The following is a 25,216-nucleotide window of genomic DNA, read 5'->3' as shown; positions in this document are numbered from 1 at the left end:
TTCGCCTATTCCCCCACCCTCTTCAGCAACTTTTGAACGGCCAGATTGGTGCCCAGCATGAGCATAAACAATACCGTTGCGATAGCAGACGCATAGCCCATTTCAAAACGAATTGTCCCGTAATCGACCAAATGGGTCACGACCGTATGTGCTCCGTACTGCACGCTTGGAAAGCCAGCCAAAGCCATCGCCACGTCGGCTACTGCAAGGGAAGACGTAATCTGGATGACGGCGCCAAACATCAGCTGCGGCCTCATGGAAGGAAGGGTAATAAACCACAGCTCCTGCCAGCGATTTTTCACGCCATCCACCGCCCCTGCCTCATACAATGTGCGGTCAACCGTCTGCAAGCCGGCAATAAACGCGAGAAAGCTGGTTCCAAGGCTGAGCCACAGCTGGACGATAATAATAATTTTGAGCATATAGTCAGGATTCTGCAGCCATTGAATCGGCTCGTAAATAAACCCGATCTTCATCAGAAAGCCGTTCATAATGCCATACGAATCGCTCGAAAAAATAATTTGCCAAATAAAGAAGACGTTGCCCGAAATCGAAGGCGCAAAAAACACGAGCGTCATAAATGCCCTAATTTTCGGATTAAGCTCATTAATAAGCCACGCGAATACAAAACAAGCAATATAGCTGACCGGGCCGGTTATGACTGCAAAAATAAGCGTATTTTTAAGTCCAATGAGAAATACATCGTCGTTCCAAAGCAGCTTGGAATAGTTTTCCCATCCGACCCAGCGCGGAAATTCAAGCATATTAAAATGCGTAAAGCTGAAAAAGATTGAAATGACGACCGGCAGCACCGTAAATAACAGAAACAGCACCATATAAGGAGCCAGCAGAACAAACAAATGCTTATCCCGCTTCATATCCTTGATGAACAGCTCCCATTTCCGCTGCGGCCTAGCAAGGCGGCCCTTCGGCTGGAGCATGATCTCAGCCGCGATTTTCGTTTTCTGCAAAAGAGTTCCTCCTTAAGTCCCCTCATTTCAAATGAAATTCGTCTCTTTTTTGCTCAATTTCATAGTCGATTTCTTGGACATAATCGTATAAGGAGTCGGCTGTATTCGTTCCATTGTTAATGACTTCCCGCAAAGCATTGTCTAAGTGCCTTCCTGTAAAATACCCCCCCGGCACCTCCGGCACGCCCTGCACCCATTGCCATTGTTCTTCGAGGCTGCGATAATTGCGAGCCGGCCATGGCAGCTCCTTGAGCGCTTCGATATTGGCGGTCGGATAACGCGCTGCAGCGCCCATCAATCCCTCCATCTCTCTGCCGAAACGAACCTGGGCATCCTTGCCCACCCACCATTTCATAAATTCCCAGGCTGCGTCCTTGTTTTTAGCCTGCTTAAGCATAATGGCGGCCGTCCCGCCGCTAGCCACATCCCGGCGAATGGAACCGTCCTGCTGCACGGTGCCCGGAACGGGAATAAACTCCCATAAGCCTTTAATTTCTGGCGCGGATACGCTCAAATAATTGTAGAAGGTATAATCCTGTATGCCGACCGGCATTTCTCCTGTGCGAAAGCGCATTGGAAAATCAAAGATGAGCGGCAGTTTGTAGCTCGTATAGAAGTCGGTCCATTTTTTGAATGCATCTAGCCCGACCTCTGTATCGAGTCCACTTTTTGCCCCGTTGTTCAAATAGAAGGAGCCGTCCATCTGGTACAAAAGCATGGCAAACGCCCGATTCGCTTCCAGCACAGGAACACCCGTCGTCTGGGCAATCGGCAGCGCGAAATCCATATGATGCTTTTGCAGCACCGGAATCATGGCGTACACATCATCCCACGTTTGCGGCGGCTCAAGCTTCAGCTCCTCGAGTATATCCTTCCGGTAAAAAAGCATATTGAAAATTTGCTGCTCAGGCAGAGCAAACACCTTGTCCTCATAGCGGTAAGGCACTATAGCGCTGTCCCTGAACTGCTGCACGACCGCCCTATAGCCTGAAAATTGCGACAAATCTTCCGCTGCGTTCCGCATGCCGAAATTTACCGGCACATCGTTGCCGACCTGCATAGCTACATCGGGTCCTTCCCCCGCCAGAGACGCACGCAGCAGCACATCCTGATTGACAAGCTTAAGGTTCACTCCCACACCGGTTAGCGGCGTAAAGGTATCGTCGATCATCGCTTTCAGCACTTGAGCCTGATCGCGGCCGGTTCCGATCCATACTGTTATCGATTGCTCATCCTGCGCCATGTTTCCAATCGTATCGTAATCTTCAAAGAAGGAATGAAAGAAGGAAGATACCTCATGAACGATTTTTTTAGAAGCTGAAGCATTCGCACCGGGCAGCTCTACATCAGACGAAGCCAAGGCGAGGTAATCGATTTCAAGCGGCTGCTCCCTCACTTGCAAAATCCAAGCTCCGACGCTGCCAACATTGATTTTGAATTGAGACAGCCGCTTCTGGACCGTTTCCGGTTTTTGGGCCAAATCTGCTAATTGATAGGCAGTTTTATCCAATATGGCCGTCTTGTCGCTCTTCTCTCCTGTCAGGCGCACTAGCTCCTTCGACACGGCGTACAAAATGTCGCTTTGTTCCTGAAACACGCCGACCATGTCGGGTATTTGTTTATCTAATTGATAATCCCTGTAAGGATCCGGCACATTGCCGGTAATCATCAGGATTTTGCGATACATCGCATTGATGTCGAGCAGGCTTGCTTCTACTTGGCGAATCAAAGGAGCCATTGCGCCTAAGCTCACCTCAAGCTTCAGCTCATGCTTCCCTTTCGTCATATAAAATAAATAGGGCTTTTCCTCGCTGCCGAGCACATTCATCTGCCAGTCCGAATCATAATAAAACGGAATTTGCGTCATTTCTTGAAACGGAATGGCCCCATCAATCCATAGCGAGCGAGTGGAATAAATGCCCCGCAGCAATTCTTGCCTATTCTTGATCGCAATCCGGTATAATCCATCCTCTGGCGCTTCAACGTCCCATGCGATCCATTGGCCCGGCACCCGCCAATTGTTGCCGCCAATCGTATTCATCTTAATCTTGGATACGTCATAAGGCTCTGTAGACGGGCTTGAACGGTCGGAAATTGGATATAAGGTCGGAGACGACTTGTAAGCGGCATATTCGCCTTGCAGCTTAATCAAATGTCCACTAGTCTCCGCATAGCCCTTGGACTTGTAGCCCAGCTCTACCTCCTCGTAAGATGAAGGCTCATCATAGCGGTATACTTTCAAATAGTCGATCGCCATCGGTTCTCTGGAAGATACCAGCGTCATCGTGTGCTTGCCAGCCGAAAAATAAAAGACATACGGCTCCTCGTAATAGCCCTCTGTATCCCGCAGCAGCGCTTCCTGCCACATCGGCGATTCTACCTGGCGCGGCCGCAGCTCATTTCCCCGGTTATCCTGCAAAATTTGATCACTTTCATTTTTCCATATGCGCTGAAAGGTCAAATTTCTGGCGCTGGCAAACGGCAGCACTCCGTCGATCAACAGCTCCCGCTCGATTGCCGAGCTTTTTCCTTCGATTGGAAAATAGCGAATGGCGATATGATACAGGCCGGATTTCGGCACCTCAAGCTCCCACTCCATGGAGCCGCTTTCTCCCGTCTTGACGAAGTCGCCCGATACGCCGCCGAGCTCATGGATGATCTCAGGTTCCATTTCGCTTGCGCTTGTATAATCCGCCCCTTGAATGACAATCTCCTCTTGAGGCCGTTCTTCGTCCTTGTAGCGCTGCATGTAATGGCCGTAGCTGTTTTCCGATTCATTTGTCAAAAAGCTCTGGTCGCCGTTTGGATCGGCTGCTGTCGTTGAGTCAGCTTGAACACTCGCTGCGCCGGACTGAGATATAGGGAAAACCAATATCGAAATCAGCATAGCGATAACTATTATCCTAGCGGACGTTTTTCTGGTAAATACGATTTCCACCTAATTCCCCCCTTTTATAAACTGGCGAAATTTTGTTTGACGGCAACCGCCCGGTATTCCCAATCGGAAAGCCGGGCAGGCCGCTTTTTTATGGGCAAAGCTTTCGGCATTTACTTTTTGTCGTCTTTCTTGTCTTGCTCGCCTCTAAGCACTTTTTCAGCAGCCGCTTGCGCAGGCCCAATGACTTGGGCGACGCCTGTTGCCGGCGTAATTTCGCCTTTGACGAATTTGCCGGTTACGGAGTCGAGCTGATCCTTAATACCGAGCCCCCCGAAGCGTCCGCCGAACACACGCTGTACCTTTCCATCGTCATTCATGGCGTTAGCGATGGAGCTTTCATCCGGCAGCACATTTTCCTGCCATAACCTGCGATTTTCCTGCCAGTTATCGAAATCCTGAAGCTCCTCCCAAATTTTCACGATGACATCGGCATCCTTGACCCCTTTAGGTATGACGTAAGCTGCCGTTTGACCAAGCGGATCTAAATAGGTGTCTGCCTGCGGTCCCTTAGGAAGATAAACGTATCCCCACTCATCCTTCATCTTATCCTGGAGGCGTCCTTCGATTTCCCACAAGCCGCCCGGATACATCGCAATCGTACCTTCTGCAAAATATTTCGCCGGATCCTCCCAGTCGTTTCCTTCATTTTTCTTCACAACTTTATGCTCGTTATACAGGCTATACAGGAAGTTAAGCGCTTCCATAGAAGCGGGTGAATCAAAAGCTACTTTTTTGTTCGCCTCGTCGTAAATAATGCCGCCGTTGCTGGCAATGAGCAGCTCCGAGAACACATAATGCGCACCGGCAAGGCCATATTGGTCCGCTTTTCCGTCACCATTATTGTCTACGGTCAGCTTCTTCGCGGCATCCAGCATCGCCGTCCAATTCCAGTTGTCCTCGTCCATTAGCTGCTGCGGATCTTTTAAGCCCGCTTCCTTGAAAATCCTTTTGTTATAGAACATCCCGGTATCATTCGGGTTATACCAGCTTTCTAGTCCAAATACATGATCCCCGCCAAAGCGCATCGCTTCAACGACATCCGGTGCAATTCGCGTATCTTTAAGGTAATCTTCCAATGGCGTCAAAAATCCCCCTTGCATCAGGCCCCATATGAAGCCGTCAGGCAGTCGGACAATTTCAGCGAAAGGATCGTTGGACATCACAGAGGAAGACAGCTTCTCTGTAGTCGACCAATATTCCGTATTTAAGTATTTGATTTTCACGTTATATTTTTCTTCCACTTTTTTGATTCTTTCACGTGCCAATTCATCCGCTTCGGAATCTCCGTCAGGGGCAGCATCCCACCAATGCGAGATGCGAATTTCTCTGCCGCCCAAATCGGCGGCTGGAGGCTCAGGCTCCTGGCTAGGAGCAATCGTTTCCTCCGCAGCTGTTGCCGTTGCCGTTGCGGCAGGCGCTTGGGTAGCTATTGCATTTCCCGCATTGTTGCTACTGCAAGCAGACAGAATCATCAATCCAGCCGTTAATAAAATAAGCAACATCGATTTCATCTTTTTCATCTGTTTCACTGTTCAGCACGCTCCCCTTAATTGATGGTCAATTAAATGTAAAGGCTTTCATGAAACCCATTTCAGTATAGCTCGCATCCTTACTATGGTCAACATTAAAGTTTAGATCTTCCAGATATGGATCGATGCGAATAATCGCTGTCTCGCTCATTCCATTAGGCCTAAAAAAAGAGCAGCAAGCCATAAACATCTGGCTTGCTGCTCTTTCAGGGCGTTCTTGCATCAGGCGCGGAAAGCTCCCCTCATGCAGCCTTCTAATTCGAGCTGACCTTCTTTTGGCCGCACCGCGCTTCCGTACTTTGCCGAACAATAAGCTGTGGTGCCAAAGAAGTAAGCTGTTTGACCTTTTCCTTCTTCATGATCGCTTTAAGCACTTGAACCGCCATTCGCCCAAGCTCATGCGCCTGCTGAGAAACGGTAGTGAGCTCAGGGATAAAATGATGCGCCAGCGGAATATCATCAAATCCAACAATCGAAATGTCAGTTGGAATGGTAAGTCCAGCCTCCGTCGCCGCCTTAATTGCCCCGATCGCGGTATAATCGTTGACGCAGAAAACAGCGGTTGGCCTCTCTTCCATTTCGAGCAGCTTCAGCATTTGGCGCTTGCCCGAATCGATGGAGAAGCTGTCCGGCAGCAGCCAATTGTCCCGAATTCTAAGCCCCTCATCCTTCATCGTCTTTCGGAAGGCCCGCAGCTTGATTGAAGTTGTCGTCATATGGCTTTCCCCGCCAATGAAGCCGATTTCGGTATGACCCAGCTCGATTAGGTGCCGGACCGCGAGAGCAGTACCTACCGCTTCGTCCGTAGCAACTCTAATCAAGTTCGTATTGCGCAGCCCGCCGTTAACGAGCACAGTCGGAATGATGCTGGCATGCTGCACGAGCTCCTGCACCAAATGCTCATCGCAGTTTTTTAAATTAATTCTTCCCCCTAAAAAAATAACACCATCGACGCGTTTCTCCCGCATAATGCTGAGATACTCCGATTCTTTCGCGTAATCCCCGATAGAATTGCTAAGCAGAAAAGTATGCCCAGACTGCTGTCCCTCCTCCTCCGCTCCAGCGAACACTTCCGGGAAAAAGGGATTGGTTAGGTCAGGAACAATGACACCAATAATGCCGGTTTCTTTTTTTAGTAAGCTTCTGGCCATTGCGTTAGGCTGAAAGTTGTATTTTTGAATAAGCTCTTCAATCTTGGCTCGTGTAGATCCCTTTACCGGGGCGGTATCGTTCAATACCCTGGATACGGTGGCAACCGATACTTTGGCCTCTTTGGCAATATCATATATGGTGACCTGTTTCAAGCCCAACGCTTCCCTTCTGCTATCATGTATCGTCCCATTATAGCAAAATCGGACATGTTATGTAACGGATGACATCCATTGCCGCTAATAGAGCAATAAGGGGCGGATAGCATTAAAAAAACATAAAAGAAAAGGACTGTTTCTCAGTAGTTAAAAACTACTTGAAACAGTCCTTACTCTTCCATTCATAATGCGCGTGGAGGGACTTGAACCCCCACGTCGTGAAACGCTAGATCCTAAGTCTAGTGCGTCTGCCAATTCCGCCACACGCGCGCGATGTTCGCTAACAGCGAATAAACATAATATATCAGAAAACATCGCATCACGCAAGCCTTTTTCAAAAAAAGTTTTAAAACAATAATTTGCACTTCAATTTAGAGCTGAAATTAAGCTCCTTGTTTGCCTGCTGCCGTCACCTTCACTCGCTTAATGAAGAAAGCAATGGCAAGCCCAACAAGGGCAATCACCATGGCAAATATAAAAGCATTTTGCACACCAACGGTCAAACCGCTAATCAAGTTGGCTGGCGATTCTGGATTTCCTTCTGCTGTCTTAAGGAATTTTTCCATTCCTGCTGTCATAATACTTACTGCCAGCGCAGTACCAATGGCACCCGCAACCTGCTGCAAGGTGTTCATAATCGCTGTTCCATGCGGATACAGCTCAGGCGGAAGCTGATTCAAACCATTCGTTTGCGCCGGCATCATAATCATCGAAATCCCGATCATTAGCAGAGAATGCAGCACGATGATCAACGCAGTCGTCGACGCGGTAGAAATATCAGAGAAAAACCATAATACAACCGATACGACCAGCAGGCCTGGGAGAACGAGCCATTTCGGTCCATATTTATCAAACAGTCCTCCCATTACAGGAGACAGGAAGCCGTTAATAAGTCCACCTGGAAGGAGAAGCAGCCCAACAGTCAACGGACTCATCATTAGGCCGCGCTGCAAATACATAGGCAGTATTAGCATGGAGGATAAAATAACCATCATGCAAATAAACACCATAATCAAGCCGATTGTAAACATTGGGTATTTAAACGTCGTCAAATTAATCATTGGCTCTTTCATTTTAAGCTGGCGGAAAACAAATAAAATGAGTGCAACGATACCTACGGTCATCGCGATAATTACTTTCGCGCTGCCCCATCCATCCTCGCCTTCTCCCGCGCTGCTAAAGCCGTATACAACACCGCCAAAGCCGAGGGTAGACAAGCAAATCGACAATATGTCGATACGCGGCCTAGTCAAGGTGGAAACATTTTGCAAATAGACAAGCCCTACAAATAACGAAATAATTAAAAACGGCAAGGACACCCAGAAAATCCAGTGCCAGCTTAAGTTCGCGATCAAAATACCGGCAAAAGTTGGTCCCGTTGCTGGTGCGAACATCATAATGAGGCCGATAATCCCCATCGCTGCGCCACGCTTCTCAATCGGGATAATGACGAGAATTGTATTAAATAATAGCGGCAGCAGCAGCCCTGTTCCGATTGCTTGAAGCACACGCGCAATAAGCAGCGTTTCAAAGTTCGGTGCAATAGCTGCTACGAATGTTCCTATAATAGAAAAAATCAATGACCATACAAACAATTGCCGTGTTGTAAACCATTGCAGCAGCATGCCTGATACCGGCACCAATACTCCCAGCGTCAGCAAAAATATAGTCGTAAGCCATTGTACAGTGGCCTCATTAACGCTCAAATCTCTCATTAAATCTGTCAATGCTACATTCAGAGCGGTCTCACTAAAAAAACCGATAAATCCGCTAAGCAATAGCGAAATCATAATCGGCATTACTTTGTAAGTCTTATTGGGTGAAGTTGAAGTCTCTTGCATCGTTCCTGCTTGCACTTATGTCATCCTCCTGCGAATTAAAAATTCATTTTGCTGTAACCTGTTGTTCTAGCTTGCTGGGCCACCATTAACAATTGACGGCACGAGACGCGAAATATGGACGAGCGGCTTCTCATCGCCATGAGTGATGGCCAAAATAAGCGCACCTTCCACTAAGGAAAGAATCACATTGCTTATTTCAGCAGCGCTGTTGTCATTCGCTCCATTGGCAACGAGCTGCTGGGCAATATACTGCTGCCATTCAATAAAAACGACTTGGCACGCTGCTCTCAGTCTTTCGCTAATCAGGCATGTCTCAGCAGCCATCCAAAAGCTGAATGGCATAAATCCTCTAAACTGCGATTGCTTCCCATCGTGAATGATGTCGTAAATATGGGCCTGGATGGCTGCTACAGGACTAGAAGTCTGTTCAAAATTCATCCGCCATTTTTCCAGCACAAAATTCTTAATCGTTGAAATACATTCAACCGCCAGTTCCTCCTTGCCTTCAGGGAAATAGTAGTACAAGGACCCCTTCGGACAAGAGCTTTCCTTAATAATTTGATTTAACCCCGTTGCATGATACCCTTGCACACAAAACAGCTTCATTGCTGTATCTATGATCTGCTGGCGGGCATTCGGCTTTGAAGCCACCTTTTCACCACCTTAATTATAGAGAACGGTCTATTTAATTAAACGAGAAAAAAGGCAGGCTGTCAATGCGCATACTCGTAATTACAGCACTAATTTTTGTTAAGATATGATGTTGTCATCCCTCCTGCTGCTCTGCTTTATAAACTTTTGGCCATGTCGCCTGCCAATTTTTCTTAACGATTCTTTGTTCGTATACGTGGTAATTGACCGTCCCCTGCTCATAATAAACGGTAGGCCTTAACACAGCTTGAAGGACATCAGCTACTCCGCATGGAGCCGCTAGCTGAAGCTGGCCATTCGCATCCAGCGCCACCCCAAGCGAAGTCGCCGTTTCTGGAAATTTGGAAATCGCATCCACCGAGCAGGAATAAGGCGGCAAGCCGCTGACGACATGCATTCTCGCCTGATTTTTCACTGACCAAGGAATTTCAGGTCTCAAACTCCGCAGTTGCTGCTCCAGCTGCTTCTCGATGTGCTCACTCGGATACGCGGCATCGTAATAAATAACATCCACATCCGCAAGCGGCGTCCGTTTCTTAAAATCATGCAGCACATCCCACAATTTAGAACGCACAAACCCGGCGCATACCCACCAGTCCGGCAAATCGAGCCCCCTTGCCGTATGCAGGATGTCCATCATCCAATCGTCTCCCCGAATAATATCCATAATGTATGACTCTTGATTCATCAATCCGCCCCCAATACCGAACATATATTCTCATATTAACTGAAAAACCGCTTATTGGGAAGAGCTTTTACAAGGTGAAACGGCTGTGACCGTCCTTTGGCGGCGCAGCGCGTTTCAATCCGAGAAATATAGAGAAGGTATCGCGCAATGCTATACTTTCCTATATTTCATAAATGCAAAAAACGCTTTACCAGGCTGATTACAAGCCGGCAAAGCGTTCGAAAAACTTGAATTATAGGTAATCATGTTCTGCTGAAGCTTTCGCTGCCATGCTTTAATTTTTCAGCTTGTCTTCGTCATTTTCATCCCATTTTCTTGAGTAAGCCTTGTTCGTAATCCAAAAAGTAATCCATGCTAAAATGCCAACAATAACAATCGAGGCAATCCATACGCCAACTGGCACGTCCATTTTTCTGCTCCCTTCTGCTGTACAGCTGCTCTTCCCCTTTATAATGTGCTCTTAAAAAATACATTAGACTGTGTGGATTCATTAACATGCAGCTGAAACACATCCGGCCGGCTGTAATGCCCGACCACATCAAAGTCAAATCGGCTTTCGGCGATTTTCGACATGTCCAGCTCCGCCACGAGCAGCGCCTCCCGCCCATAAACAGGCTCTTCTATATATTCCCCTAGAGGCCCAATGATAGCACTGCCGCCCCTGCTCAGCACCTCATCCATCTGCTCCAGCTCGGCAAAGCTCGCCAAATCCTTCGGATATAAAGACTTTGTAGCAAACTGATTGCTCGACAGCACATAGCAGCGGCCCTCGCAGGCAATATGGCGAATCGTCGATTGCCATGTATCGCGGGCATCCGCAGTAGGCGTTATAAAAATGTCTATACCTTTCGCATACATGGCGGTCCGAGCCAGCGGCATGTAGTTTTCCCAGCAAATCAAGCCGCCTATTCGTCCAAAAGGGGTTTGGATAACCGTTAGCGTGCTGCCATCGCCTTGCCCCCAGAGCAGACGCTCCGCAGCAGTAGGAATAAGCTTTCGATGTTTGCCCAGCAGCCTGCCATCAGGGCCTATATATACAATTGAATTATACAACGTCGCACCGCTAAATTCCTGGTCGCGCTCAAGCGCACCAACGATTAGATATAAGCCATTTTCGGCAGCAATTTCCCCTAACAGGTCAGTATCCTCGCCCGGAATCGTTATTGCACTTTCCGCATAACGGCGAAAGTCTTCCCGTCCCTCCGCTGTCCGGCTTCCAACGCGATTTCCAAACGTCATGCCGCGCGGGTAACCGGAGATAAATACTTCAGGAAACACCAGCAGCTTGACTCCTTGTCTGCCTGCCTCGCCGGCATAGGCGGCTATTTGCTTGAACGCCGACTGCTTATCCAATAAACTAGGCGCAGCCTGCACAACGCCAACTTTCACCTTGTGGTGCTCCATATGTTCATCCCCCGCCCTAAGACAACTGCCCCTACATGGGCAGCCACCTCTCTTATTAATCATCATAAATGGATTGGCTGATCATGTAACCATCCATTTATCCACTAAAATGACCATCCAATTCGCCAAAATGGACTATAATGAATGGAATAATCCAATTAGACAAATCGATAATGAACGGGGTGTACGGCATGACGTGGAAGCTGGATCGAACATTAAAAACGCCTGTTTACTTGCAAATTGCCGAGCTGCTGGAACGCAGCATTGCCTCCGGCGAATATCCGCCAGGCAGCCCGCTGCCCTCCGAACGAAAACTGGCGGAGCAATTAGGCGTTAATCGCAGCACGGTTGTACAGGCGTATGCCGAGCTGCGCTCAGCCGGTTTAGTGGAAAGCAAAGTTGGGAGCGGCACAACCGTGAGCCGCAATAAATGGGGGATATCCCCTTCGCATACGCCGAATTGGCGGCAATATGCAGAAGGAGGCAGCTTCCTGCCTAATTTGCCCTTTATGAGGCGAATTCGTTCATCCATGCGCCACCATGGCCAGATGATTGACATGGCGAGCGGCGAACTGGCGGAGTCGCTATTTCCGAGCGGACTGCTCCAGTCCATTATGCAGGAGCAGCCTTTCACGGAGCCGCTAGGCTATGATCATCCACAGGGCAATCCGCAGCTGCGGGTGGAGCTAAGCGCTTTTTTACGGAAACAGGGCATTGCTGCTCCTGAAGCTTCTATTCTCGTTACTTCCGGCTCGCAGCAATCGCTCTATTTAATAACGCAATGTTTGCTTGCCCCAGGAGATGCCGTTGCGATCGAAGATCCCTCCTACTGCTATTCGCTGCCGATGTTTCAATCTGCGGGACTGCGTATTTGCCGTCTTCCGGTTCATCATGACGGCATTGATCCGGATGACATAACGCGATTGTACCGCGAGCATCGCATTCGCATGCTTTTTCTCAATCCGAACTATCAAAATCCGACAGGCACTTCTTTGAGCATGGAAAAAAGGCAGCGCGTATTAGCCATAGCTGCTGAGCTGCGTATTCCAATTGTAGAGGACGACCCGTTCAGCCTGACTTCCTTTCACAATCAGGCTTTGCCATCACTAAAGGCGCTGGACACGGAGGATATCGTGCTCTATATTGGCACATTATCCAAAATCGCCGCATCGGGCCTGCGAATCGGCTGGCTGGTCGCACCGCAAACGGTCGTGAGCCGCCTCGCCGATGCCAGGCAGCAAATGGACTTTGGCCTTAGCATTTTGCCTCAGTGGCTGGCTGGCCGCCTGCTTGCTTCAAACGAATTTCCGCTGCATTTGCAAATGTTGCGAAAGGCGCTCGAGGCCAAGCAACAGCGAATGATCGGTGCGCTGGAGCATTATTTTGCAGAAAAACTTGCTTTTACCGCGCACCCAGGAGGGCTAAATCTATGGTGTAAATCCAAGGAGAACATCAGCGATCATCGCCTGCTGGAAGAAAGTATTCAGAGAGGGCTTGTGTTCGTTCCTGGCAGTGTGTATGGCTCGGAGGAAGGCTTCATTCGTCTAAGCTATGCCCGGCCGAAGCCCGAGCAAATGGAAATAGGAATCGAACGATTGGCAGCCGCACTGCGCGCCAGCCTGGCCTCGAAAAGCTGAAGCCATAAGGCTGGCGCCATGAAGCAAGCTTGCAACAAGACGGTAAGCATAGAGCCATGCTGCTTTAAGAGCGCCACAATATCGTCTTGTTTCTGCCAGAGAGCTTAGCCTGATACAAAGCCTGATCGGCATAATCAATTAGAAACTCCTGCTCAACCTCCGGATAGCAGGCAATGCCGATCGAGACGGTCACGCCTACCTTTTGCTTGTCATTAACGGCAATTTGGCAATTCTCAATTTTGCTGCGTAAATTTTCAGCCAAAGCATAAGCGCCGGACGGTGAACAATTAGGCAGCAAAATGGAAAATTCCTCACCGCCATAGCGCGAGGCAACATCCTCTGCCCTAACCGTGCGCCTTACAATAGCCGCTAGCTCGCGCAAAACAGCATCTCCTGCGGGATGGCCGTAGGTGTCATTTATTTTTTTGAAATAATCAATATCCAGAAACAGGAGAGCAAGTGGCTCCTTTCCACTCTCTGCCTGAATAAACAAGCGGTTAAACGCCGCATCGAAAGCTCTGACATTAGCCAGCTGAGTAAGAAAATCCGTTGTCGCTTCCTGTTCCTTTTGCTGGAACATTTCGTCGCGCTGCGTCAAATTACGCACGCAATATGCGACGACAAGGCCGCTGGCAAGCAGCGGCGGGAATAGAAACTTTATAGTCGGGCTGGACCATTCCATACCATATGTATAACAAGCATTTCCATAAAGCAATGCCATTAACACCAGCAAAGAAACGCTCCATTTTGTCCAAAATCCACCTAGGCGCTTGTTCACAAAAATAATGCCTGATAATACCCCTAGCAACAAAATAAATGCTGCGGAGGCGATGGAGGCGTCATTTAAGCCGCCAAACAGCAGTATTCGTCCCCCTGCAATAAGAGCAGATGCCAGCATAGAAGCATGCAGGCCCCCGTAGTACGCAGCAATTATAATAAAGAAATATCTAAAATCAATGATGCCGTGATCGGATACCGGCACTCCAAACCACATGATTAAGATGCCGCAAACGCCGTATACCACGCCAAACAAAAGTTTCTTTCTAACTTCGAAGCGCAATAAATTCAAACGAAGCAGAGCATTTATGAGCTGCTTGCTGAAAAAAAATAATGTGAATGTAACGGATAAAATCGTTATTATTATCATAAATGTCCTTTACCTGCCTTGCTGCAACGGCGTTTTCCATAGAAATAGCATGCGGCTTGCCTTAAGGCGCAACTTTGAGAATATGCAAACTCGTATCTCTGCTTAAATCAATAAAGTTGTCATTCATTTTCACTAACGGTCTAAGCGCATTTTGTGGATTGATCAATACGATGGAGCCAATCTCATTGTTGGTGAGCAGCACTTGATGCCCTAGCATCGACTGCATCATTTTGTCCATAAACAGCTTGCTGATTTGCGGATCAAACTCACCAAAAATATTATTGTTCATTTGGATCAGCGTCTCATAAAAGGGCAGTGCTTTGCGATATGGCCGATCAGAAGTCATCGCATGGAAAACGTCCGCTACTGCTACGATTTTACTAAGCGGGGCGATTTGCTCAGAGCGCAGGCCGAGCGGGTAACCGCTACCATCTTGCCGTTCATGATGCTGAAGCGCTACCAAAGCTTGGATATGATTAATGCCAACGGTTTCTTTGAGCAGTTCATAGCCAAAGATCGTATGCTTTTTCATCAGGTCAAATTCTTTCGGATCAAGCAATGCCGGCTTATTCAATATTTCATTTGAAATTTTCGTTTTGCCGATATCGTGGAGCGTGGCCGCCATCGTGAGCTGCATGAGATCGCGTTCATCCATATCCATCCATTTTCCAATTAATGCAGATAATACACCTACCCCTATATTATGGCGGTAAGAATAATCATCTTTGGATTGCAAAGCTCCCAGCAATTCGTAAAAATCAGGAAGGTCCGTCAGCTCGTTAATCGAAGGAATGATTTTTTCCCGGATCTGAAGCACTGGAATTTGCTTGGCATAACGAATTTGCTCAAACAGCTCCGCCATGTATTGCGTACAGTTGTCCATCTTTTCCTGCGCCTGCGATTTTCCCTTGTCCCGCTTCATATCTCTTTCTTCCAGTTCAATCGCATGACGATAAATCAAGTCCAGCTGTTCCTGATCCAATACTGTATGGGCAGGAGCAACTAGCACCCCGTTATGATTAAATAAATCCTGAGCCAGCTGCTTTCCCAAAAACAATTGATTGCCGTTGTCCATCTTCCAAACACCTGCGCTCTCAAATGAAGAATATGTATTAATACGCACTCTTCCATTATACTTTACAGGTTTGAAACTTTTTTGAATTTTATTGTATTATCTCCTCAAACAGCGAAATTTTCTTCTTACAGCTTATATTTTCTCATAAGCGGAACGCCGGCCGCCAATAAAAGCTTGCTAAGACCGCGCCATACCGCTCTCCGACCTGCCGAAAGATGCCTGATGTAAACCGCGCTGTATTCCATTTCCGCTTCCGCCCCGCGAATGCGCTTAAAATCAGCCGCGCCAGAGCTGAGATGCAGCAGTTGTCCGCGATTCGCTGCCGCTTGCATCGCCAAATGCATCAGTATTCGGTAGAGGCCGTTATGCTGGGGTAGCGCCGTATTGTATCCGACCAGCGGTACCGATATGACCTCGCCATGAATAAAGCAGCCCATCACGCCTTGCAAAACCCCTTGCTCATCGCGGAGTCCGGTCATTTCCAGCAGACCTTTCTGATGGCAGTGGCGAATATATTCAGCGGTAAACTGGGGATTAAGCGCCGAATATTTGCCTACATACAGCAGGTCATACAGCTCTGCAATACGCTCATAGTCCGGCTCGCCGAGTTCAGCATGCGGTACGATACGATAGTCAGACTGGGCGAGCAGCTTGCCGTCCCACTTCGTATTTTTTTTCTTCAAGTACAACGGAACAGCTCCATTGAAAAAATAAACCTGCCTGCTCGGGACCAGCACATAGCCCTGCTGCAGCAATTGTTCAAGCAGCTCCCCATTCGTTCGCCTGTTAAGCGACCGATAAATAATCGCATGCTTCGGATAGCTTGCTGTTAACGTCTGTATAGCCCCCTCCAGCTCATCCGAGCTTATTTCGGTATACAAATTCGTTGAAAGCAGCCAGTTGTTCACATGAACGTTTCGGTCAATCTGAGCCCAGCGGAGCAGCGGTGCAATTGCCTTAAGCAAGGAGCCGCATAGGAAGCGCAGCAGCGGATTTTCCAACAAATAAAGCTCTTCTTCCGCATACTTGACATACGTTCCATAAGGGGAGCACACATAGGAATTGTCATATTCCTGCTCATTAACCGTCATGGGCAGCCATGCTTGGCCCGCCTGCAGCAGCCGCAGCTCCGTGCGCACGTTGCGGATAAATAAATTTACCCCGTTTTGCATCAAAGGAAGCATATATTCAACCGCTTTATTTCGTTCCCCCTTTTTTGTTGCGGCAAGCTCTGTTATTTCTGTTAGGTTCAGCTCTTTAACGACCGTCTTAGATAGGGGCAAAGCTGACCCTCCTTTCTTTCCTTCATCTGTTCTAAACCTTCCACTTTCGCTCCACCCGCCGCAGCTTGCGCAGCCCCTCATCCGCTTCATACGGGACAAATGCAATTAGCGGCGCCATGCAGCCGCGTGAAGTAAACAGCTTGGACAGCGCAGCGGCAAGCTCCGGCTGAAGCTCCTCAGGCGCTCCATCGACGCGCAGAGCTACTTCCAGCTGCCGATCCGATTGCTGAACGACCTTGTATTCCTTTATACGCTCCGAGGACATAATGACCGCCCGCCTTATAAAATCGGGAAAAATCGGCACAAACCGCTGTGTATCCGCATCGCGTCCATAAAATAAATCATCCGTCCTGCCTTCAATGGAGGCAATCGCCGTAAAAGTGGAGCCACAGGCACAAGGCTGCGTCGCCTCCGTCAGCAAATCATTAAGCCGATATCGCATGATAGGCTGGGTTTCCCGTGAAAAGTCAGTGATGATTGGCGAGAAGATACGCTGCTCCTCGTCCACATACTCCTTCTCAATGACGAGTATATCCTCGTTCAGATGCAGGGTACCCTGTGAGCAGGTGGCAGCGAGGAAGCCTTCTGTGCATTGATAAATTTGATCGACGCGCACCCCAAAAGCCTGCTCGATAAGCCGCTTGTCCAGCGGCTCAAGCACTTCTGCAACCGAGATCACTTTACCCGGCGCAATGAACAGCTCTCCGGCAAGCTGCGCTTCAGCGAGCAGTCGCAGCATGGACGGCGGTGCAACCAGCAGCGTCGGCTGCTGCTCGCTTAACAATCGCACATTGTCCTCTACTGGATGGATCATGTCGTAAAAACGGAATTGCAGCCGCTTGGAGCGCACGCTTTGGTACAAATGGCTGTCCGCCCGCAGAAAAAAAGCGATCCGCTGCCGCACAAGCAGCGAGGCTGGCAGCGCCTTTGCCAGTACCGTTCCCGCCCACGCTGCGCGTTCCTTGGCACTGACCAGAAACAAGCCGCGGCTGCCTGATGTGCCTGACGACAGTCCGACCGCAATATCGCCGATCTGCGCGGAGAAGTCCCGTTCCCGCTCGGCGCGCAGCGCGATTCGGAATGCTTCCTCCTTCGTAATACCCGCTGTGTTCAACCGGTCAAAATGGTCCATCATTACCGCTTTATCGATCGTCGGGAAGCTGCGCCAATTTTGTGCATCCAGCCCTTGATAATAGCTTCGGTAAAAGGGCGATTGCTGGCGTACCCGCCTCACAAGTGCCACAACTTTGCGGTGCTGCCAGGCTTCCAGCGCCTTCCGGCTGCGAAAGCGCCGGGCGCGCACCCGTGTCAGCACATAATAAACCAGCAGCCTTAATACTCTCATGCTCTCGCCCCCTGCCACGCGGTGCAGCGTTTCCACGTTTCCCCGCAATGCGTGAAAACTTGCTGGAGCTCCGGATTTCTCCGCTTCAGCTCGACGAGACGGTCGAACGTTTCCTTAAACTCCACCCGGTTGTCGAACACAATGGAGGCTAGCGCATGAGGAGGGCGACTTTCCCGCACCGCCGCCTCCGACCAGCTAGCGTCTGCGCCGAGCAGCAGCTCCTGCCCCGTATCTCCCTGCAGCAGGAGTCCGAATTGGTCGGCCGCATGGCCAGACAAACGGATAGCCGTTACGCTTCCATCATTAAATAAATCGTACCCCTTATGGAAGGGGGCATATTTCGCTGGCAGGTCCACCTCGTTCGACTGCTCGATCCAGCGTGCCCGCTTGGCGAAATCAGGCGGCAGCAGCTCGGGCAAAAAAGCTTTTTTCACCGCTGCAAATCCGTTCAGCGGCTGGACAGCCTCATATGCCTGCTGCGAGCAAATAAACGTCGCCTCGGAAAAATCTCGCAAGCCGCAAACATGGTCGGCATGGAAATGCGAGACGATAATATGCTTAACCTCGCGCAGCGAATAGCCTGCCGCCTGCACATGCTCCGCCGCAGAGCGTTCCCCGGCAAGCGTAACGGGGGTCGTCCAGCGGTAAAGCGCATAAGGCAGCCGCTTCGTCGCTTCGAGAAAGCGCGGCGAATAGCCGGTATCAAATAATACCGGCCCTAGCACAGGATGTTCCATTATAGCAAAAATACCTGGAAATGCTTGCTGCCGCCAGCGCCCCCCGCTAATCGCTAGCGCCTCCAACTGCTTGCAGTAGCCCGTATTATGAAAGGTAATTTTCATCGTGTCTCCTCCTGCTCTTTCCACCAGGCCGCGAACCTCCTAAGCCCTTCCTCGACGCTCACGAGAGGCCGATAACCAAGCTCCCGCTGCGCCTTCTCAATAGAAAGCGTTTGGCTGAACGCAAGAATGCCGACCGTATAACGGGTCAGCAGCGGTTCTTTGGCAAGCCCCGGCAGCTTCGCCGCCAGCTCCAGCAAAGAGGCCGCACTATACGCCGCGGGGTATGCAATCTTCTTGGTCCGGATCGGTTTATTCAGCATTTCAAACAGCCTCGCCATAGCTTCCCACAGCTGAATAGGCTCGCCATTCGTAATATTGTATTTCTGTCCAAGCACAATCGGATCGGCGTACAGACAGCGCATGAGCGCCTCCGTCACATTATCCACATACGTAATATCGACAAGCGGCTGACCGCTTCCGAACACTGGTATAAACCGTTTGTCATTTGCCCGCAGCAGCCTTGGAAAAATCGCCTTATCGCCAGGTCCGAACAACGCTCGCGGCCGGATCGTCACAACGCGCAGCCCCTGCTCACGATAAGCGTGGTCAACCTCTTGCTCGGCAAGCAGCTTCGTCGCCGCATAATGATTGACCGCTGCTTTCGGCAGCGGCTCATGCTCTGCAATATTAAAGCGATGGCGATAGTCAAAATAGATCGAAGGCGTCGACACATGCACCAGCCGCTGGACGCCGTGCTCAAGGCAGCCTTGTATGACATGGCGCGTGCCCCTGACATTGGATGCATAAAAGTCGCGATACTTGCCCCAAGGCGAAGACAAGGCGCCGCAATGAAACACGGCGTCATGACCGGCAATCGCTTCGCTCATTGCACTGGAGGCTAAATCCAGCTGTAAAAATGCCGCCCCCGCCTCGCTGAGCCGCCCGCCTGCCTCTTGATTACGCCCGGCCGCGGTCACCGTATGGCCTTCCTTCAGCAGTCGATATACCGCATTTTCTCCTAAAAATCCGGTAGCCCCTGTTACCAGTATGTTCATCCTCGCCTTCTCCTTTCTCATCCATTCCATTCAATATCAGCAGTTGTAAAAGCAATAAGCGGCTGCTCCGCCTTGCGTGCCCGCCGCCATAAATCAAACCAAACATAACCTTGCATCAGAAATGGACCAGGGTCCTTCCAGCTGAAAATAACATCCCGGCCGCCTGCCATGCTCGCCAGCCAGTGCCAAGAGCCGCGCCATAGCCCACGCTGGCGCCGCTGCTGCGAAAGCCCATAGGCCAGCATCGCTGCCGCGATCATTTTGCCCCGCGATTGCTGCGGCATAATGATGCTGCTGGGCTGGCCAGTCCCCCACAAGGCGCGGCCGAGCCGGTCGCGCCTGTCGAACAGATGCAATCCGCTCGTCGCTCGCGGATTGCACTCAAGCGGCCATACCGCGCCGCTCTCGTCTATTATAAAATCAAAAGCGATTTGGCCTGTAAACTGCGTATGTGCGGCAAACGTCTCCACCCATTGCCGCAGCTGCGGCTGATGGCATGGCTTAAAGAAGGTGCTGGCTCCCCGTCCAGCAGTAAAGTCGACTGCATAATCGGAATAGGCAAGCAGCTTGCCATCCTTTGCAATTGAATACGTGCAATATTCCTGTCCTGCTACGAATGCTTGGGCTACCCAAGGGGAATCTGCGGATAGCTGCAGTTCCGCAGCAGGAGGCGGCGACTCGTTTGCATGCCATATATGCACTTTCGTTGCAAAGCGGGAATAGACCGGCTTCAGCACCCATATTTGCTCTGAAGCGGGATTATGCAGCTGTTTTAGCTCAGTGTAGGAACGCAGCTGCTTTGTCTCTGGGGCGGCAAGCCCCGCCTCCCGAACCATCTCAATGAACGCCCATTTGCTGTGCAGGGCGGTGAGCTTCTCCGCTTCATCGGTAAAAACCATGCAGCTTCCAAGCTTGCCGCGCAGCTTGGCAATATAATAAATTTCCTCGCAGGTTGGAATAAGCAGCTCGATGCTGTACTTTTCCACCATTACCGCAAGCGCTGTGCCAAATGCCGCCTCGTCCACTCGTGGCGCTGGAAGCATCTCATAACGCTTAATGCAGGTTGAAAAGCGAATGAGCGGACTCGCCATACTGTCCGCTGCATAAACCTCATAACCCTGCTCCGCCAGCTGACGGGCTAAATCCAGCGCAGCTGGCGCTCTGCCTCCCGTAATAAGGATGCGCCGCCCGGTGCGTATTCCCTGCTCTTGGCCTGTTTTAATATTCAATAATCATCCCGCCTAACGAAATGCCCGCTGAAATGCCAATGAGCGCAAAGCGGTCACCACGCTGCAAGCGGCCCTGCTGGATGGCCAGATGAATGCCCATCGGCAGAGAAGCCGCAATCATATTGCCGTGATTTTCAATAATGTTCATGAACTGCTCGGGCGCAATGCCAAGCTTTTTCTGAAGCAGCCGCATGGCAAGGGCGCTGCCTTGATGCGGAACTACGAGCTTCAGCTCGGACATGTCGATGCTCGCTTCCTGAAACAGCCGCTGGATAAAGTCGGGCAGCAGCTTAGACGTTTTGCGAAACAGCGCCTCGCCCTGCATCGCAAACAAATATTGCTCCGCATTTGCCGCCCCGTACTGTGTGGAAGGCAATCCTGAGCCGCCTCCGCGAATTTCCGACAGCTCGCGTCCCGATCCGTACGTCTCCATACGGGAGGCGATAATGGATGAGCTTTCGCCTTCACCACTTCTGCCAATGACTACCGCTGCTGCCCCGTCGCCGAACAGCGTCGCGCTTTCGGGATGCTTGTCATTAAGGCCGCTTGATGCAATTTCCGGCGATACAAGCAGCACTGTGTCATATCTGCCCGCTTCTATCATATAAGACACCATATCAAGCGCCGCTAGAAACGACAAGCAGGTCGTATTAATGTCGAAACAAGGAATACCTGATTCGCCTGCCCACATCTCATCTTGGATGAGCGCCGCTGTGCACGGGATAAGCTGCTCAGGAATCGCATTGGCACAAATGATGCAGTCCATGTCGTCAAGCTCAAGTCCTGCATCCTCCAAAGCCGCAAAGGCAGCCTTTGCGCCCATGACTGACGCGGCTTCGCCAGCTGCATAATGCCTGATTTTCACGCCTGATTTCTTATATACCCAGCCTTGCGGCTTATTCAGTTTTTCGTCCAGCTGCTCCGCTGTCACCATTTGGGATGGCAAGTAGGAGCCTGTCCCCCATATTCGTACATTCCGTTGTTGCTTATGCTTGTTTCTTGCATGCATAACCCTCACCGCCATCTATTAGCTTGTTGTCTATCTTAATGTGTATTGCTACTTTATCTTACTAGATGGTGCATAGCTGGACATAGTACCAAATTTTATTAGTACCCTTCCAACCTTCATTTAATTTACATATTAACCTTTAAATTCCACTCTATTGTCACTTATTACTAGGAGGGTGCTTTACGGGCTAAACGTGCTTTACCGCTATGCTTGCGAGGCTTCAATATGCCAAGTTTCTATATTAATCACTCTCATAGTTGTGCTCTACTAAGCTCATCCATTAAACTCAAGCAGCCTATTATTACCCTTGCTGAGGAAATTGAAATCATGAGCAGCTAGGTGATGAACCAATCGTTCCATTTCGAGGAACGGCTCAGCTACATAATTGATATTCCCTAGTCCAGCCAGAAGACAGCGCCGAATTTAAGCAACTATTTGCAATCAAAAATATTGCCGAGGAAATACTTTCCGTTCCTCTATTCGGCGCAACGATTGTCAGCCATGTGCTCATGCTTAAGGTGGATTTGGAGCTAAGCGCTTAACTTTTCATCTCCAACCCTAAATCGACTGCTGGGCAGCTCATATTTCCAACAACCTCGAGTGAGCTTTTCGTCATTCGGCCTATATAAGGATGAGCCTTGGGCCCTTCTCCCTTCAGGCAAAAGCCCTCCGCCGCTTGATACAAGCGATTGAGGGCTTTTGCTGATTTCATTATTTTTCGTAAACATTCTAGTTATCCGTACAATTTCGTTGTTTCCTGCTATCATACACTGGCTACGAGGTGACAATGATGTATACGAAAACGTATCGCAGCGCGACCATTCGTGGCAAGCTGAAGGTGTGCCGTTTTTTGCAAAAAAATGCTTCAACTAAACCGCTCATACCAAGCACCACCAGCTTCACCTTATCCAATCTGAAGATGATGGCTGCTGCCCATCACGCGCTATACATTAAGCCAAATATCGGCTCGCTTGGCGTCGGTGTGCATAAGCTTGAGCCCCTAAACGACGGCTACAAGCTCCTTTATACAAAAAGCAAAAAGCAGCTTTCCAAATTTTTTCACAGTCTAGATGACGTTTATGAGCATTTGCTGCCTGCCAAGCCTTCCCGCCTTATTATTCAACAAGCAGTCAGCCTCGATCAAGTCGAAAATCGTCCCTACGATATTCGTGCCATGGTTCAGCGAAAACCGGGCGGCATATGGCATCTTACCGGCTTCCTTATTAAAGTAGGCGCCAAAGGTAAAATCGTCACCAACTACCATCAGGGCGGCGAAATTTGGACGATGCATAAGCTGGTGCAGCGCAAAGGATATGAAGATGCCAAAAGCAGCGAGCTCATTGGCCATTTGACACAGCACTCATTGACAGTAGCACGTGCCCTCAGCAAGCATAAAGCGGGCATGTTTGAAATGGGCATCGATTTTGCCTTGGACCGCAACACGCACCTGTGGATATTGGAGGTCAATTCCAACCATCCCCAATTCCGTCCGTTAAAATGGATTGATCGCCGCGCCTACAACCGGATTATGCGATTTGCCCAAAGCTATGGCCGAAAGGACGATTAGCTTATGCTACGTTTGCCTGTTGTTGAAAGGCAGTCTAGCCTCCTGCGCGTTCAGATACCTTTGCTTGATCGGGCTGCTTCTCGCTAATTAATAAAGATAGCAAATATTGTGCGAGTGCAGCCCCGAACAGTACGACCGGCAGCCAGACAGACGTCACATCGCCAGCAAACAAGATCAAGCAGCCAATCGACACAACTCTGCCGACATTCAGAAACAACTCACGCATAACGACGCATTCTACACGCAGTTGTCCTTTAAGAGGAAGTGTGCCAATTAGCCGATAATAATAAGAGGTCAATGTATTGACAGCAAGCGGATTACAGATGGAGAACAAAATCATAAACAAAAGCACGGACCAAAAATCAACTGCAATTAGCAGCAGCGCAGCCCCTATGGCGACTCCTGTTGTAGAAAATAGCACATATCTCTGGACTTGCTCCTTCTGTGCTTTCCTAGATATGACATACCCCGTCATAACGGTAAGTGCTGAAAAGGCTACGCCTAAGTAACCGACCCGATCTTCACGCCCCACCGTCTGAAACAATAAAATATTCGGTAAAAACAACATAATCCCTTGAAAAAGCCCAAGTATAAAAAAGCTGACGAGCGCCTTGAACCACCGCCTGTTTTTATTCATCGCAAGCCCCATAAATTTTAAATAATAAGCACGGTGATGCGATTTCACAATGGGAATCCGGAAGCTCACGATGGCCGCTATAACAAACATAACGAAGGCGAGTAAAAAAATAATAACATATCCCTGCAGCCCTTCATTACGGGAAATAATAAATCCGGCCAGCGCCGGGCCCAGCAATCCCGCCGTGTTGAACACAATCATATTCAGCGCTAGAAAACGAATCCGATTCGCCTCTGTAGAAACATCATATTGGATGACTAAATATCCGGTCCAATATAGTCCCCCTGCAATACCATTACATATGGCGAACAAAACATAATAATTAACGACCTGCTCACCCGTAATAACGACCATTAAATAAAAGACAGCTATTAAAACGATGCCAATCCTGTACGTCACCATTCGGTCTTTGCGTTTCGCGATCCAACCCCCAACTGCAAACGTAATTGGTGTCATTAGAAATACAATAATGTTGTAGAGCGCATTTACCGTTAAATCCTGCGTTAACCGCCACAAGTACAAATTAAGAAACAATCCAGACATGGATGCACCAAATTGAAAACAACCATGAATGACAATCGAGATAATAGCCTCCCTGCCTAGCCTTCTCTCTGGTGGAATAGCCGCTCCCCTGCTGAAAAAATAGTCCAATCTCGGCCATGTTCGCATATGTATACTGCCCCTGCCTCTCTCTATTTACATGAACTTCATCTTTCCCGTTCATTTTAGCACAAGGGCTAGACGGTCAGCCGTTGCCTGAAAGCGTTAACGGTTTGGAAAACAGCCTTAAATGCTGTTGTACGCCCGTTTCAAGGGGGTTTAAGCTATTTATTGAACGTTAACGAGTGTTTTCATACAATATCGGCTATGTATAAAGTTAGGCAAATGGTATATTCGTTTTTGTGTAAAAATAAACAAGCCTGCCACATGATTAGTGGCAGGCTTGTAATATGAAGCTAAAGTTTCCTATGTGTGTTGCACACTGAAAACTGGATGCGAAAGACAAAGTCTGAAACTTTAGCGTGTTTGTTAGGATAAGCCCTCGACCGATTAGTATTCGTCAGCTGCACGCATTGCTGCGCTTCCACCCCGAACCTATCAACCTCGTCGTCTTCAAGGGG

At 49.3% G+C, this 25,216-nt stretch carries 21 protein-coding genes, 1 tRNA gene and 1 rRNA gene; 2 read left to right on the top strand and 21 right to left on the bottom strand.

Annotation, left to right across the window (positions count from 1 at the left end):
* Positions 1–5 precede the first annotated feature (5 nt).
* The 11 genes from AC50X8_RS30700 to AC50X8_RS30650 form a co-directional block, all read right to left on the bottom strand.
* Entirely contained in the window at positions 6–878 is an 873-nt protein-coding gene (locus AC50X8_RS30700; protein WP_442952539.1) for a carbohydrate ABC transporter permease, read from the bottom strand.
* Between the two features lie 115 nt (positions 879–993).
* Positions 994–3,858, bottom strand: coding sequence for an extracellular solute-binding protein (locus tag AC50X8_RS30695; RefSeq protein ID WP_494883423.1), 2,865 nt, complete (start codon positions 3,856–3,858; stop codon positions 994–996).
* Positions 3,859–4,019: 161 nt separating this feature from the next.
* Positions 4,020–5,420 carry an ABC transporter substrate-binding protein gene (locus AC50X8_RS30690; protein ID WP_494883387.1) on the bottom strand — a complete coding sequence of 467 codons (1,401 nt, stop codon included), beginning with the start codon at positions 5,418–5,420 and terminating at the stop codon, positions 4,020–4,022.
* A 46-nt stretch (positions 5,421–5,466) separates the two neighbouring features.
* Entirely contained in the window at positions 5,467–5,661 is a 195-nt protein-coding gene (locus AC50X8_RS30685) for a hypothetical protein (protein WP_056037493.1), read from the bottom strand.
* A gap of 31 nt (positions 5,662–5,692) precedes the next feature.
* Complete coding sequence (locus AC50X8_RS30680) at positions 5,693–6,742, bottom strand: LacI family DNA-binding transcriptional regulator (protein ID WP_494883385.1); 1,050 nt, start codon at positions 6,740–6,742, stop codon at positions 5,693–5,695.
* 191 nt (positions 6,743–6,933) lie between these two features.
* Positions 6,934–7,015 (bottom strand) — tRNA-Leu (locus AC50X8_RS30675).
* Between the two features lie 113 nt (positions 7,016–7,128).
* A complete protein-coding gene (locus tag AC50X8_RS30670; RefSeq protein ID WP_494883421.1) occupies positions 7,129–8,586 on the bottom strand; it encodes a DHA2 family efflux MFS transporter permease subunit in 1,458 nt (485 codons plus the stop codon).
* Positions 8,587–8,652: 66 nt separating this feature from the next.
* A complete protein-coding gene (locus tag AC50X8_RS30665) occupies positions 8,653–9,237 on the bottom strand; it encodes a TetR/AcrR family transcriptional regulator (RefSeq protein WP_494883383.1) in 585 nt (194 codons plus the stop codon).
* Positions 9,238–9,352: 115 nt separating this feature from the next.
* A complete protein-coding gene (locus AC50X8_RS30660; protein ID WP_494883381.1) occupies positions 9,353–9,925 on the bottom strand; it encodes a nucleotidyltransferase family protein in 573 nt (190 codons plus the stop codon).
* A 274-nt stretch (positions 9,926–10,199) separates the two neighbouring features.
* Complete coding sequence (locus AC50X8_RS30655; RefSeq protein WP_494883379.1) at positions 10,200–10,334, bottom strand: hypothetical protein; 135 nt, start codon at positions 10,332–10,334, stop codon at positions 10,200–10,202.
* Between the two features lie 38 nt (positions 10,335–10,372).
* A complete protein-coding gene (locus tag AC50X8_RS30650) occupies positions 10,373–11,329 on the bottom strand; it encodes a carbon-nitrogen hydrolase family protein (RefSeq protein WP_494883376.1) in 957 nt (318 codons plus the stop codon).
* Positions 11,330–11,502: 173 nt separating this feature from the next.
* On the opposite strand from AC50X8_RS30650, the gene pdxR reads away from it, so the two are divergent.
* Positions 11,503–12,966 (top strand): MocR-like pyridoxine biosynthesis transcription factor PdxR, encoded by a 1,464-nt coding sequence (gene pdxR, locus AC50X8_RS30645; RefSeq protein ID WP_494883374.1) that lies wholly within the window; start codon positions 11,503–11,505, stop codon positions 12,964–12,966.
* 64 nt (positions 12,967–13,030) lie between these two features.
* On the opposite strand, the gene AC50X8_RS30640 is transcribed toward pdxR, so the two are convergent.
* From AC50X8_RS30640 to AC50X8_RS30605, 8 genes are all read right to left on the bottom strand, one after another.
* Positions 13,031–14,113 (bottom strand): GGDEF domain-containing protein, encoded by a 1,083-nt coding sequence (locus tag AC50X8_RS30640; RefSeq protein WP_494883370.1) that lies wholly within the window; start codon positions 14,111–14,113, stop codon positions 13,031–13,033.
* A gap of 61 nt (positions 14,114–14,174) precedes the next feature.
* A complete protein-coding gene (locus tag AC50X8_RS30635; RefSeq protein WP_494883368.1) occupies positions 14,175–15,188 on the bottom strand; it encodes an HD-GYP domain-containing protein in 1,014 nt (337 codons plus the stop codon).
* 125 nt (positions 15,189–15,313) lie between these two features.
* Positions 15,314–16,471, bottom strand: a complete 1,158-nt coding sequence (locus AC50X8_RS30630; RefSeq protein WP_494883366.1) for a GNAT family N-acetyltransferase — start codon at positions 16,469–16,471, stop codon at positions 15,314–15,316.
* Between the two features lie 31 nt (positions 16,472–16,502).
* Positions 16,503–17,816: a F390 synthetase-related protein gene (locus tag AC50X8_RS30625; RefSeq protein ID WP_494883364.1), complete on the bottom strand. Its 1,314-nt coding sequence runs from the start codon at positions 17,814–17,816 to the stop codon at positions 16,503–16,505.
* Positions 17,813–18,658, bottom strand: a complete 846-nt coding sequence (locus AC50X8_RS30620; RefSeq protein WP_494883362.1) for an MBL fold metallo-hydrolase — start codon at positions 18,656–18,658, stop codon at positions 17,813–17,815. Before AC50X8_RS30620 ends, AC50X8_RS30625 begins: the two co-directional genes overlap by 4 nt.
* A complete protein-coding gene (locus AC50X8_RS30615; RefSeq protein ID WP_081418895.1) occupies positions 18,655–19,653 on the bottom strand; it encodes an NAD-dependent epimerase/dehydratase family protein in 999 nt (332 codons plus the stop codon). Before AC50X8_RS30615 ends, AC50X8_RS30620 begins: the two co-directional genes overlap by 4 nt.
* Before the next feature lie 17 nt (positions 19,654–19,670).
* The gene (locus tag AC50X8_RS30610; RefSeq protein WP_494883360.1) at positions 19,671–20,882 is read right to left on the bottom strand and encodes an ATP-grasp domain-containing protein; all 1,212 of its coding nucleotides are present in this window, start codon (positions 20,880–20,882) and stop codon (positions 19,671–19,673) included.
* Positions 20,872–21,891 (bottom strand): beta-ketoacyl-ACP synthase III, encoded by a 1,020-nt coding sequence (locus AC50X8_RS30605; RefSeq protein WP_494883355.1) that lies wholly within the window; start codon positions 21,889–21,891, stop codon positions 20,872–20,874. The genes AC50X8_RS30610 and AC50X8_RS30605 overlap by 11 nt, the downstream gene beginning before the upstream one ends.
* A 790-nt stretch (positions 21,892–22,681) precedes the next feature.
* Here AC50X8_RS30605 and AC50X8_RS30600 point away from each other — a divergent pair.
* On the top strand, positions 22,682–23,458 hold the full coding sequence (locus AC50X8_RS30600; RefSeq protein WP_494883351.1) for a YheC/YheD family protein: 777 nt from the start codon (positions 22,682–22,684) through the stop codon (positions 23,456–23,458).
* Positions 23,459–23,492: 34 nt separating this feature from the next.
* Here AC50X8_RS30600 and AC50X8_RS30595 read toward each other — a convergent pair whose 3' ends face one another.
* Together AC50X8_RS30595 and AC50X8_RS30590 are read right to left on the bottom strand one after the other, a co-directional pair.
* Positions 23,493–24,764: an MFS transporter gene (locus AC50X8_RS30595; RefSeq protein ID WP_056037532.1), complete on the bottom strand. Its 1,272-nt coding sequence runs from the start codon at positions 24,762–24,764 to the stop codon at positions 23,493–23,495.
* Positions 24,765–25,125: 361 nt separating this feature from the next.
* Positions 25,126–25,216, bottom strand: a 23S ribosomal RNA gene (locus AC50X8_RS30590); the annotation flags it as partial.

Source organism: Paenibacillus sp. JT22N15 (assembly GCF_059383755.1).
The sequence above is the reverse complement of the archived record's forward strand: the minus strand, read 5'-3'. Positions and strand labels throughout refer to the sequence as shown.

What these genes read in the sequence shown, in the direction of transcription:
- AC50X8_RS30640 (WP_494883370.1), bottom strand. Translation starts at nt 14,113, where the DNA reads ATGATAATAATAACGATTTTATCCGTTACATTCACATTATTTTTTTTC.
- AC50X8_RS30635 (WP_494883368.1), bottom strand. Translation starts at nt 15,188, where the DNA reads ATGGACAACGGCAATCAATTGTTTTTGGGAAAGCAGCTGGCTCAGGAT.
- AC50X8_RS30605 (WP_494883355.1), bottom strand. Translation starts at nt 21,891, where the DNA reads ATGCATGCAAGAAACAAGCATAAGCAACAACGGAATGTACGAATATGG.
- pdxR (WP_494883374.1), top strand. Translation starts at nt 11,503, where the DNA reads ATGAACGGGGTGTACGGCATGACGTGGAAGCTGGATCGAACATTAAAA.
- AC50X8_RS30650 (WP_494883376.1), bottom strand. Translation starts at nt 11,329, where the DNA reads ATGGAGCACCACAAGGTGAAAGTTGGCGTTGTGCAGGCTGCGCCTAGT.
- AC50X8_RS30690 (WP_494883387.1), bottom strand. Translation starts at nt 5,420, where the DNA reads ATGAAATCGATGTTGCTTATTTTATTAACGGCTGGATTGATGATTCTG.
- AC50X8_RS30620 (WP_494883362.1), bottom strand. Translation starts at nt 18,658, where the DNA reads ATGAAAATTACCTTTCATAATACGGGCTACTGCAAGCAGTTGGAGGCG.
- AC50X8_RS30700 (WP_442952539.1), bottom strand. Translation starts at nt 878, where the DNA reads ATGAAGCGGGATAAGCATTTGTTTGTTCTGCTGGCTCCTTATATGGTG.
- AC50X8_RS30595 (WP_056037532.1), bottom strand. Translation starts at nt 24,764, where the DNA reads ATGCGAACATGGCCGAGATTGGACTATTTTTTCAGCAGGGGAGCGGCT.
- AC50X8_RS30685 (WP_056037493.1), bottom strand. Translation starts at nt 5,661, where the DNA reads ATGCAAGAACGCCCTGAAAGAGCAGCAAGCCAGATGTTTATGGCTTGC.
- AC50X8_RS30695 (WP_494883423.1), bottom strand. Translation starts at nt 3,858, where the DNA reads ATGCTGATTTCGATATTGGTTTTCCCTATATCTCAGTCCGGCGCAGCG.
- AC50X8_RS30600 (WP_494883351.1), top strand. Translation starts at nt 22,682, where the DNA reads ATGTATACGAAAACGTATCGCAGCGCGACCATTCGTGGCAAGCTGAAG.
- AC50X8_RS30670 (WP_494883421.1), bottom strand. Translation starts at nt 8,586, where the DNA reads ATGCAAGAGACTTCAACTTCACCCAATAAGACTTACAAAGTAATGCCG.
- AC50X8_RS30615 (WP_081418895.1), bottom strand. Translation starts at nt 19,653, where the DNA reads ATGAACATACTGGTAACAGGGGCTACCGGATTTTTAGGAGAAAATGCG.
- AC50X8_RS30655 (WP_494883379.1), bottom strand. Translation starts at nt 10,334, where the DNA reads ATGGACGTGCCAGTTGGCGTATGGATTGCCTCGATTGTTATTGTTGGC.
- AC50X8_RS30660 (WP_494883381.1), bottom strand. Translation starts at nt 9,925, where the DNA reads ATGAATCAAGAGTCATACATTATGGATATTATTCGGGGAGACGATTGG.
- AC50X8_RS30625 (WP_494883364.1), bottom strand. Translation starts at nt 17,816, where the DNA reads ATGAGAGTATTAAGGCTGCTGGTTTATTATGTGCTGACACGGGTGCGC.